The sequence below is a fragment of the Corallococcus macrosporus genome (assembly GCF_017302985.1).
GTDB lineage: Bacteria > Myxococcota > Myxococcia > Myxococcales > Myxococcaceae > Corallococcus > Corallococcus macrosporus_A.
In genome coordinates this window covers 394,697-405,055 of sequence record NZ_JAFIMU010000004.1, presented here as the reverse complement: position 1 = coordinate 405,055, position 10,359 = coordinate 394,697, and the positions used below count along the sequence as shown (strand labels likewise).

At 70.6% G+C, this 10,359-nt stretch carries 8 protein-coding genes; 6 read left to right on the top strand and 2 right to left on the bottom strand.

The features are described from left to right. Positions 1-122: 122 nt before the first annotated feature. Both JYK02_RS07130 and JYK02_RS07125 read left to right on the top strand, forming a co-directional pair. Entirely contained in the window at positions 123-776 is a 654-nt protein-coding gene (locus JYK02_RS07130) for a hypothetical protein (RefSeq protein ID WP_207050083.1), read from the top strand. Positions 777-857: 81 nt separating this feature from the next. Next, positions 858-1,799, top strand: a complete 942-nt coding sequence (locus tag JYK02_RS07125) for an ATP-binding protein (RefSeq protein WP_207050082.1) — start codon at positions 858-860, stop codon at positions 1,797-1,799. Here the strand turns inward: JYK02_RS07125 and JYK02_RS07120 are convergent, their stop codons facing one another. Together JYK02_RS07120 and JYK02_RS07115 are read right to left on the bottom strand one after the other, a co-directional pair. Further along, positions 1,800-4,385, bottom strand: coding sequence for a N,N-dimethylformamidase beta subunit family domain-containing protein (locus tag JYK02_RS07120; RefSeq protein WP_207050074.1), 2,586 nt, complete (start codon positions 4,383-4,385; stop codon positions 1,800-1,802). It lies immediately after the preceding gene. Positions 4,386-4,550: 165 nt separating this feature from the next. Continuing rightward, a complete protein-coding gene (locus JYK02_RS07115) occupies positions 4,551-5,744 on the bottom strand; it encodes an aspartate kinase (RefSeq protein WP_207050072.1) in 1,194 nt (397 codons plus the stop codon). 42 nt (positions 5,745-5,786) lie between these two features. Between JYK02_RS07115 and JYK02_RS07110 the strand changes: the two genes are divergently transcribed. Genes JYK02_RS07110 through JYK02_RS07095 form a run of 4 tightly spaced genes read left to right on the top strand, consistent with a single transcriptional unit; the run spans position 5,787 to position 10,358 of the window. Continuing rightward, on the top strand, positions 5,787-6,530 hold the full coding sequence (locus tag JYK02_RS07110; RefSeq protein WP_207050070.1) for an ABC transporter ATP-binding protein: 744 nt from the start codon (positions 5,787-5,789) through the stop codon (positions 6,528-6,530). 17 nt (positions 6,531-6,547) lie between these two features. Further along, positions 6,548-7,351, top strand: a complete 804-nt coding sequence (locus JYK02_RS07105; RefSeq protein WP_207050068.1) for an ABC transporter permease — start codon at positions 6,548-6,550, stop codon at positions 7,349-7,351. Positions 7,352-7,353: 2 nt separating this feature from the next. Further along, positions 7,354-8,913 (top strand): GldG family protein, encoded by a 1,560-nt coding sequence (locus tag JYK02_RS07100; protein WP_207050066.1) that lies wholly within the window; start codon positions 7,354-7,356, stop codon positions 8,911-8,913. Continuing rightward, complete coding sequence (locus tag JYK02_RS07095) at positions 8,910-10,358, top strand: DUF4340 domain-containing protein (RefSeq protein ID WP_207050064.1); 1,449 nt, start codon at positions 8,910-8,912, stop codon at positions 10,356-10,358. The genes JYK02_RS07100 and JYK02_RS07095 overlap by 4 nt, the downstream gene beginning before the upstream one ends. The last annotated feature ends 1 nt before the right edge of the window (position 10,359 follow it).

Sequence of the window (10,359 nt, the reverse complement as noted above, 5' to 3'; positions counted from 1 at the left end):
AATTCCGCTGTGCCGCGAGCGCGCTCCAGACAGCGACAGGAAGGTTGCACCGGGCGCCCCAACGGGTATGGGAAGCTGGCGGCTGTTCGCCTGGTCGCACTGCCTGGAGTGGTTGTCGGATCATGAGCCTTCTGCCGGAGAGCGCCAGCTTCGAAGAACTGGTGCAGGACTACTTCCTCGCGGTGCGTGGCGCGGGCCTGATGTTGTCCGCGCTGGACACCGAGCTCGTCACCGCGTGGGCGCAGGAAGGCGTGCCCTTCGAGGTCGTGGCGCGGGGCATCTCCCGCTCGGCGGAGAAGGCGCTGTGGGACGCGCGGCCCGGTGAGCCGGTGCTGCGCTCGCTGCGCGCGTGCCGGCGTCAGGTGGAGACGGAGATCCGCAAGTACCGCGACCTGTCCGCGGGCCAGGGCGAGGAGGCGCGCCCCGCCTCTTCGAAGAAGCGCCCTGCCCGCTCGTGGGAAGAGGTCCGGCACGCGCGGCTGTGCGCGGCGCTGCGGGCCCTGACGGAGCGTGAAGCCACACTCGCGCCGCGCGTGCACCGGCTGCTGGACACGGTGCTCGCGTGCGTGCCGCGCGAGCCCGCGGCGATGGATCAACAGGAGGCGTGGGCGCTGATGGCGTTGTTGCGCGCCCTTCCCTTCGCGGAGCGACGCACGGTGTGGCGCGATGCGCGCACCGGTGAACAGCAGTTGATGACGGCCCGCGCGCGGCGTGTCGCCCGGCGCTTCCGGCTGCAGGCGGCCGTCAGACGGCGGCTGGACATGAAGGAAACCTGAGAGGTTTTCCTTCCGCCTCACGCCTGAACGGCCGGTCAGTGGGCTGACGGCCGTGGGTGACGGTGTTATGGGCTGGGCACGATGGCTGCCAAGGCGAACGGCGAAGCGTGTGGGCTGTGCGGCGGGCGGACGTACCTCATCGAGCGGCGCGGAGAGCTTGCGTCGGCGCGGGTGTGTACGTGCTCGGCGGACTGCCCGGTGTGCGGTGGGCGCGGGCACATCCTGGTGCAGAAGGAAGGCACCTTCAGCGCGAAGATGGGCGCGCGGACGTATGACGTGCTGGAGCCGTGCGTGTGCACGCTGCGGCGCACGCGGGTGGCGCTCTACAACGACGTGCAGATGCCGGGCGTCATGGCGCACGCGTCGTTCGATAACTACCGCCCCTTCAACGAAGCGCAGGACCGGGGCCGCGGCGTGGCCATGCACTTCGCCCACCAGTACGTGAAGGGCGCGACCAACAAGGGCTTCGTGCTGAGCGGGCCGGTGGGCACGGGCAAGACGCACCTGCTCGCGGCGACGCTCGGGCACCTGGTGCTGGAGATGGGCGTGAAGTCCCGCTACGTCGAAATCTCCCTCCTCTACGCGACCATCCGGCGCGGCTTCCAGGACGGCAAGAGCGGCGGGGAGATCATCGGGCCCTTGTCGGAGGTGGAGGTGCTCGCCATCGACGAGCTGGGCAAGGGGCGCGGCAGCCCCTTCGAGATGGAGACGCTCGATGAGCTCATCGCCCGGCGCTACAACGCGGGGCGCACGACGCTCTTCGCGACGAACTACTCGCTGGAGCCGGAGCGCAAGGGCGCCCGGAGCAGCGCGCCCTCGGGCTACCGCACCACGGACGACGCCCGCTCCGCCATGAAGGACGCGGAGCTGCTGCGCGAGCGCGTGGGCGAGCGCATCTACAGCCGGCTCTGCGAGATGTGCACCTTCGTGGAGCTGCCGCGCGACACCCCGGACCGGCGGCGCACGCGGCAGGAGATGGACGCGCCGCCGCCGCTGGGCGGCATGCGCAACCCGGGCCGCTGATCAGCGCTTGATGGCGCGCACCAGCGAGTTGCCTGCGTCCGCGACGTAGAGCGTGCCGTCCGGCCCCACCGCGAGCCCGGCGGGCAGCACCAGTTGCGCGTCCCGGCCCGGGCCGTCCTCCGCGCCATAGCGGCCGCTGCCCGCGAGCGTGGTCAGCTTCAGCGGCTCGCCGGACGCGTCGAAGACGAGCCGGCGCACGCGGTAGTTGCCCGGGTCGGAGATGGCGAGCGAGCCGTCCGGCAGCAGCGCCAGGCCCAGGTACGGCAGCATCTGGCCCTCCTTCGGGTCGCCGTCGCGGTAGCCGGGCGTGGAGCCCGCCATCACGGTGGTGACGCCGTCGCGCACGCGCACCACGCGCGCCATGCCGCTCTCCACGACGTAGACGGTGCCATCCGCCGCCTGCACCACTGCGGAGGGGCGGTAGAGCCAGTCCCCCTGGAGCGTCGTCACCGGGTTGCCGGGCGTCACCATGTCGATGCGGCGGATGACGCTGTTGTTCAGGTCCGCCACGAGCAGCGCGGTGCCATCCGGCGTGAAGGACAGGCCCGCCGGCTGGTTGAAGGCCGCGGCCAGCGCGGGGCCGTCCTGGTAGCCCCACGAGGTGCCCGCGAAGACCTCCGACTTGCCGTCCGGGGTGATGCGGCGGATGAGCGCGTTCTCGGTGTCGGACACGTAGAGGTTGCCCAGCGCGTCCGCGGCGATGCCCATGGGGCCCACGAGGTTGGTGAGCACCGTGCGGACCTTCCCGTCCGGGGACACGCGCTTCACGCTGTTGCCCAGCGAGTCCACCACCGCCCAGCCGCCGTCCGGCAGCACGGCGACCGCGAGCGGCGCGCCCAGCTCGTCCGCCGCCACCTTGGCGTCCGAGCGGCAGCGCTTGCCGGGCTGTCCTGCCACCGTCGTCACGGACTCCGCGAACGGTCCCACCGGCGACGAAGCGGCCGGAGGCTGGAACTTCACGAGGTCACCCGGCAGCTTCCGGCCCAGCGCCTTGTAGAGCACGTTGGCCACCATGCGGCCCACGCGCGGATCCGCCACGCGGTCCCCCACCCCGGCCAGCTTCTGCACGAAGTCGATGCCGCCCGAGGAGAAGACGTACGCGTCCCCCTGCTTGCGCACGACCATGTGCGCGAAGCCGAAGCCGCCCTGGAGCGACAGCGAGGGGGACTCCGCGAGCACGTCGATGTTGGCGGGCTGCTTGCCGTTGGACACCAGCTGATCCACCTCGTAGCCGTTGGCCATCCACAGCGTGTCACCGGCCTTCAGGCCCGTGCCGTTGAAGACCCAGTGGTCCGGGTTCGTGATGACCGTCGGGAAGGGCCACTGGTGCCAGCGCGAGGCGAACTGCACGCCCAGGAGCGCGTTCTCCGGGCGGGGCGCGGGCAGGTCGCGGAACTTCGCCGTCTTGCGCTGATCCTTGTACGGGTCCTGCGGTGCACCCTTGTAACAGGTGACCACGCGGCGCGGCCGGCCGTCCGCCGAGGGCTCGAAGCGCACCTGCCAGTAGGCGTTGTTCGCGCCCAGGTTGATGATGGAACGCCCTTCCGACAGGGCGCGGTCCGCGTGGTCGCGCTGCTTCGAGGACCAGTACTCGTCGTGGCCGGACATGAAGAAGACCTTGGCGCCACGCAGGAAGTCGTAGCTTTCGTCCATGTCCTCGTCGGTGAAGTAGCCCACGTCCAGGTCCTGCGACTCCAGCCACGTCACCAGGCTCAAGTCGTCCGTCATCAGGTGCCCGGAGCCCTGGCCCCGGTAGAAGGGCCGGTCGTAGGAGGACTGGAAGGCGCGTGCGACGCCCTGCGCCTTCATCACGCCCTTCTGATCATCGTAGAGGCTGGTGCCGCCCCAGGTGTTGTAGGCCGCCCAGTTCGAGGTGGGGATGAGCACCGCGACCTCCGAGCGCGGGTTCTCGTCACGCACGTAGAACGGCACGTAGCGCGAAGGCCGGTCGTCGCGCACGAGCTTCACCACGTACACGCCGCGCACCCAGTCCTCGCCGATGGGGATCTCCAGCGTGGGCGACCAGTTACAGGCGATGATCCCCGTCGTCGGATCCGCCGGACAGTCCGCCTGCCGCGTGCCCTGCACCGGACCGCCCCGAGCGACCTCGCGGGCACCGGCGCCGCCGTAGTAGCCCAGGCGGTAGACGTACCAGCTGAACTTGCGTGCTTCGGACAGGGACACCGCCACGCGCAGCGACTCGCCCTGCTTCAGGGTGGCCTTGAGGGCGTAGCCTTCAATCTCCCGGCTGTTGGCGTTCTTGTCGATGCGCCAGGCCGTGGTGCCCTTCTTCTGGTTCTCCTTGTAGACGGCGTCCGGGTCTCGCGCGGGCAGCGCGCTGCCGCCGTCGGGCAGCGTGCCCGCGTCCGGCTCCTCTTCCGGAGTGCCCGCGTCGTACTCGGGGACGATGATGCCGCCGTCCGGGCCGGCGACGCCCGCGTCGTCGTTGTTCAGGGGCGGATCATCATGGCGGTCGCCAGGAGGCGGCGTGCCAGGGGCCGGACCGGAGTCCTTGCAGCCCGAGGCCCCCGTCACCAGGAGCGCCAGCACCACCCCCAGTCCCAGCCAGCGACGCCCCTGTCCCATGCCCAACCCTCCAAGGTGTTCAGGGGCGGAGGGTAGGCATCGACTCTGTAGAGGGAAGCGCCCTGCCCCGCTTGGGAACGGAAGTTCGACAAACGGAGACCGCTCCGCCCCAGGGGCAGCCCGCAAGTGTTCGGATCAACGAAGGTTGTGCGCTCGAAGGGCGTGTCAGCTACCGAGCAGTTCGCGATGCAGACGGGCAGTGAGGGTCTTGAGGTGGGCCTTGTCCACCAGGAGGGTCACCTGCAGCGGCGAGGTGCTCACGGCATGCACCCGGGCGGACAGGGCTTCGGCCGCGGACAACGCCTTGCGCAGCGGCACCCAGTCCGCGTTGAGGCCCACGCCCACGCAGGTGACGGTGCCCCAGCCGGCCTGCCACTCCACCCCCGCGCCGAAGCGCGTGGCCAGCTCGCGCTGGAGCGCTTCCGGACCGTGGATGTCCGCGAGCGGCACCGCCAGGTACGTGCGCCCCGGCGCGCCCGGCAGCCCGTCATGGGCGAGCGTACGGCCCCGCACGGCGCGGGCGTCCAGGAACTCCAGCAGCTCCTGGAGGGGCACGCTGGCCTGGGTGACGAGCACGGCCATCTCCGCGTCCGCCGTCACGCCCTTCACGCGGCTGTCGGTGGGCACGGCGAGCTCCTGCACGCTGGTGCCGGTGCCCTGGCCGTGCGCGGTGCGCGCGAGGATGGTGATGCCGCGCGCCTTGGCCCACTCCACCGCCTGGGCGTTGAGCACCTTGGCGCCGGCGCTCGCCAGCTCCTGCATCTCGTCGTAGCTCAGGGACTCCAGCTTGCGCGCGTCCGGCACCACGCGCGGATCCGCGCTGAAGACGCCGTCCACGTCGGAGTAGATTTCACACGCTTCGGCATCCAGCGCCGCAGCCAGCGCGACGGCCGTGGTGTCCGAGCCGCCGCGCCCCAGCGTGGTGACTTCCTTCTTGTAGGAGACGCCCTGGTAGCCCGCGACGATGACGACCTTGCCGTGCGCCAGCTCGTCCTGGATGCGGTAGGGGCGCACCTCCACGATGCGCGCCTGGGCGTGCGCGTCGTTGGTGATGATGCCGCTCTGGCTGCCGGTGAAGCTGATGGCCGGCACGCCCTGCTCCTGGAGCGCCATGGACAAGAGCGCCATGGAGATGCGCTCGCCGCAGGTGAGGAGCATGTCCAGCTCACGCCGGGGCGGATCCTGGGACACGCTCTTGGCCAGCGACAGCAGGTCATCCGTGGTGTCGCCCATGGCGCTCACGACGACGACGACCTGATAGCCCGCGTCCCGCTTCTCTTTCACGCGGCGCGCGACCTTGCCGAGCTTCTCCGCGTCAGCGACCGATGAGCCGCCGTACTTCTGCACCACGATTGGCATCCACGCCTCGCTTCCGGGGCAGTGTAGAGTTCGCCCCCGCGCATGCCAATCACCGAGAAGCCCATCATCGAGGTGCGCAACCTCACCCGGCGCTATCGCGATCGCGTGGCCATCGAGGACCTGTCCTTCACGGTGGGTGAGGGAGAGCTGCTGGGCTTCCTGGGCCCCAACGGCGCGGGCAAGTCCACGACGATGAAGGTGCTCACCGGCTTCCTCCCGCCGTCCGAGGGCAGCGTGAAGGTGGCGGGCTTCGACGTGTCCACGCACCCGATGGAGGTCAAACGGCGCATCGGCTACCTGCCGGAGACGCCGCCGCTGTACCCGGAGCTGACGGTGCACGGCTACCTGGCGTTCGTCGCCGCGCTCAAGCAGGTGCCCGGCCGCGCGGTGAAGGCGGAGGTGGCGCGGGTCGCGGGGCTCACGGGCGTGGACGACGTGATGGGCCGCGTGCTCCAGAACCTGTCCAAGGGCTACCAGCAGCGCGTGGGCATCGCGCAGGCGCTCATCGGTTCGCCGCCGGTGCTCATCCTGGACGAGCCCACGGAAGGCCTGGATCCCGCGCAGCGCGCGGACCTGCGCGCGTTGATCCGCGGCCTCGCGGGCCGGCACACGGTGCTGCTCTCCACGCACATCCTCCCGGAGGTCACGGTGACGTGCCAGAAGGTGCTCATCCTCCACCAGGGCCGCGTGGTGGCCCATGACGCCATCGACCAGCTGGCGAAGTCCCATGGCCAGGCCGAGCACGCGTCGCTGGAAGAAGTCTTCATCAAGCTGACCGCCGCCTGAACAGGAACCCCCAGCGCATGCGCACCGCCCTGGCCATCGCCCGCAAGGAGCTGGCCGTCGCCTTCACCACCCCGTGGGCCTACGCCGCCATCACCGCGATGGCGGCGCTCTCGTCGTTCTTCTTCGTCAGCCTGCTGGAGCAGTTCCAGCAGGTGCAGTCCCTGGCGCGGGAGCACGGCTGGAGCCGGCTGCCTCCGGACTCCGTCGTCTACCGCAACCTCACCGACGGCGTGGTGGTGCAGCTGTGGGGCGTGGTGCTGATCATCACGCTCTTCGTCGCGCCCTTCCTGTCCATGCGGCTGTTCGCGGAGGAGAAGCGGCAGAAGACGTTCGCGCTGCTGCTCACGACGCCGGTGCGTCCGGTGGACATCGTGCTGGGCAAGTACCTGGGCGGGCTGGGGCTCATCTTCGTCACGCTGGGGCTGACGCTGGTGTTCCCGGTGGTGCTGTCGGTGGTGGGCTCGGGGCCGTCCGGCTCCGCGCTGGAGTGGCCCACGGTGCTGCTGGGCTACGGCGCGGTGCTGCTGTGGGGCGCGACCTGCATGGCGGTGGGGCTGTTCATCTCCGCGCTCACGGAGAGCCAGGTGCTGGCGGCGTTCCTCACCTTCACCGTGCTGCTGCCGTGGATGCTCCTGCGCGGCGTGGCCCAGTCCACCGCGGAGCCGCTGCGCTCGTTCCTGTCCTACCTGTCCTTCGACACCCAGTTGCAGGGGATGATCCAGGGCGTCCTGGAGGCGCAGGCGCTGGTGTTCTTCGCGTCCGTCATCCTGTTCTCGCTGCTGCTCACCCACCGCGCGGTGGAAGCGCAGCGCTACGCGTGACCATGAGAGCGACCCACGTCACCCGGGTGCTGGGGGCCTTCGGCCTGCTGCTCCTCCTCTCCAGCCCCTTCACGCTGTTCCTCACCTCCGGCAGCGTGGCGCTCGCGGGAGGCAAGGCGGTGCTGGGCGCGGCGATGCTCGCGGCCTATGTCGTCACGCACCGGAGGGAGCTGGGACGCGAGGGAACGCGCCGCACGGGCAGGTTCCTCGCGTCCTCCGTGCTCACCACGCTGGGGGTGCTGGGCGCGCTGGTGGCGCTCAACGTCCTCGCGTTCCGCAAGAACCAGCGGTGGGACCTGACACGGGAGCGCATCTTCTCACTCGCGCCGCAGACGGTGCAGACACTGGCGGGGCTGAAGGAGAAGGCCCATGTACTGGCACTCGTTCCGCCCACGCACGCGTCCTATGGCGAGCTGGAAGAGCTGTTCCGGCGCTACCACGAGGCCGCGCCGGAGGTGTTCGACTACGCCTTCGTGGATCCGCGCCGCGAGCCGTCGCTGACCGCGAAGTACCAGCTCAAGGAAGGCCAGACGCTGGTCGTCGTCTCGCGCGGCGAGGGCGATGCCGCGCCCCACACCACCCTGCCCCTCCCCGCGGAGCAGGAGCTGACGAACGCGCTGATCCAGTTGAGCGCGACGGGCGCGCAGAAGGTCTACTTCCTCGAAGGGCACGGCGAGTGGCCGCTGGAGCCACCTCCCGGTGGTGACGGGCTGACCGAGCTCCGCCGCCAGCTGCAGCGCGAGGGCTACCGCCCCGAACCGCTCAACCTCCTGGGCCGCGAGGAGGTGCCTCGCGACGCGGGGCTGGTGATCATCGCCGGGGCGAAGCAGGACTACTCGGCGCCGGAGGTGGCGGCGCTGCGCACCTATCTGGGTGAAGGGGGCCGGCTGCTGTACTTCACCGACGCGAACACCGATGACGGGCTGGGCCTGTTCCTCGCGGACTACGGCGTGCAGGTGGACGAAGGCGTGGCGGCGGATCCGAAGTTCAACTCGGGCAACCCGTTCGTCCTCGTGTCGAACTTCTACGGCAAGCACGCCATCACGCGCCCGTTGCAGGAGCGCGGGTTCAACGTGCAGCTGCCCACGGCGCGCAGCTTCACGCTGATCCGCGAGGGCTTCCTGCTGCCGGGCGTGACGGTGGAGCCTGTGCTGTTCAGCTCTCCGTATGCGTGGGTGGAGTCGCGCCCGCTGGAGGACACCACCCCGTCCAGCGGCGAGAAGATGGGACAGCTCACGCTCGTGGCCTCCGCGTCCCGGGACACACGCGCGGCGGAGCACAAGCGCTTCGACGAGGCACGGCTGGTGGCGGTGGGCGAGTCGGAGCTGCTGCTGGATCCGAACTGGCGCTACGAGGCCAACCGCAACCTGGTGATGAACGCCCTGGGCTGGGCATCCCTTCAGGTGGAGAAGATCACCCTGCGTCCCCCCGACCGGGAGACGTCCACCCTGGAGCTGAGCGAGGACCAGATGCGGACCCTGCGCTTCGTGTCCACCGACCTCTTCCCGCTGTCGCTGCTGGGCGTGGGGCTCGCGGTCTGGCTGTCTCGGAGGAACCGGTGAGGACTTCCACCTGCGTGTTGCTGGGCGTGTTGACGGTGGGATGCTCGCGCGACGCGGAGAAGCCACCACCGCCACCGAAGATCTTCGCGACGGAGCCCGCGGAGGCGCGACGTGGTGCGGCCCCTGATGCCGCGCCCGTCTTCACGCACCTGACGGTGAAGGCTCGCGGTGCCACCACGGAGCTGGAGCGGACGCCGGAGGGCTGGCGGCTTGTCTCGCCCGTGGAGGCGAAGGCGGATCCGTACGCGGTAGAGGCCCTGGTGCAGCAGCTCACCTCGGCGAAGTTCAAGGCCACCGTGAACGCTTCGCCGTCGGACGCGGACCTGAAGAAGTACGGCCTCGCGTCCCCGCAGTTCACCGTGACCGCGAAGGCCTACCTGCCGGACGCGAATGGCGAGGGTGCGGAGGATCCGTCCCGCCAGCGCACGGTGACGCTGGCCGGTGGCGACGAGAACCCCTTCGACGGCTCCGTCTACGTGCGCCGCGAAGGCGATGCGACCGTGTACGCGGCGGATGGCGCCGTGCGGTACTCACTGGACAAGGGCCCCTTCGAGCTGCGCGCCAAGGAGTTCCTGGGGCCGCTGGACCTCGCGACGCTCCAGTCCATCGAGGTCACAGCGAAGGACCACGCGTACGTGCTGACGCGTGAGGGGGACGGCAAGTCGTGGCGGATGGAGAAGCCGGAGCAGACCCGCGCGAACGCTGGCCGGCTGGCGGACCTGCTCAAGGAGCTCGCGGGACAGCAGGCCCTGTCCTTCCCCCAGGATACCGCCGCCACCCGGAAGGCCCTGGGCCTGGACACGCCCGTCGTGGACGCGCGCTTCGTCCCCGCTTCCGGTGAGCCCATCCGCGTGCGGCTGGCGCAGGTGACTCGCGATGGCGCGCCCGTCATCCATGCGCTTCGTGAACAAGGCGGCCGTGCCACGCTGGCGGAGGTGGATGCCCGCGCGTTGAAGACGCTGGACGTGGGCGTGCAGGAGCTGAAGGACCGGCGCGTGCTGTCGTTCCCGCGCGACGCCGTGCGGCGCCTGGAGTTCCATCCCGGCGGCAAGGCCGCCCCCGTGGCGGTGACGCGCGGCGAGGGGAACGGCGAGGCGTGGCAGGTGGAGGGCCCCGACGGTGGACGCGCCCTGCACTTCCGCGTGGTGAAGCTCCTGGGCCGGCTGGAGGCGCTGAAGGCCGCCGCGTTCGGTGAGGCGAAGGTGAAGCGGTGGGAGCGCTACGGCATCAGCGACGCGTCCCGGGGCGTCGTGCTTCGCGACGCGGACGGACGTGAGCTGGCGCGGCTGTGGCTGGGCGACGCCGTTCCGGACACGGAGGACCGGCTCTACGCGCGGGGCTCCGGGCCGGACCTGGTGGAGGTGTCCATGGGCGCGGTGGCGGACCTGCCCACTCGCGCCGCGGACCTGATGGAGGCGCCGGACGGCGGGGCTCCGGCGCCCTGAG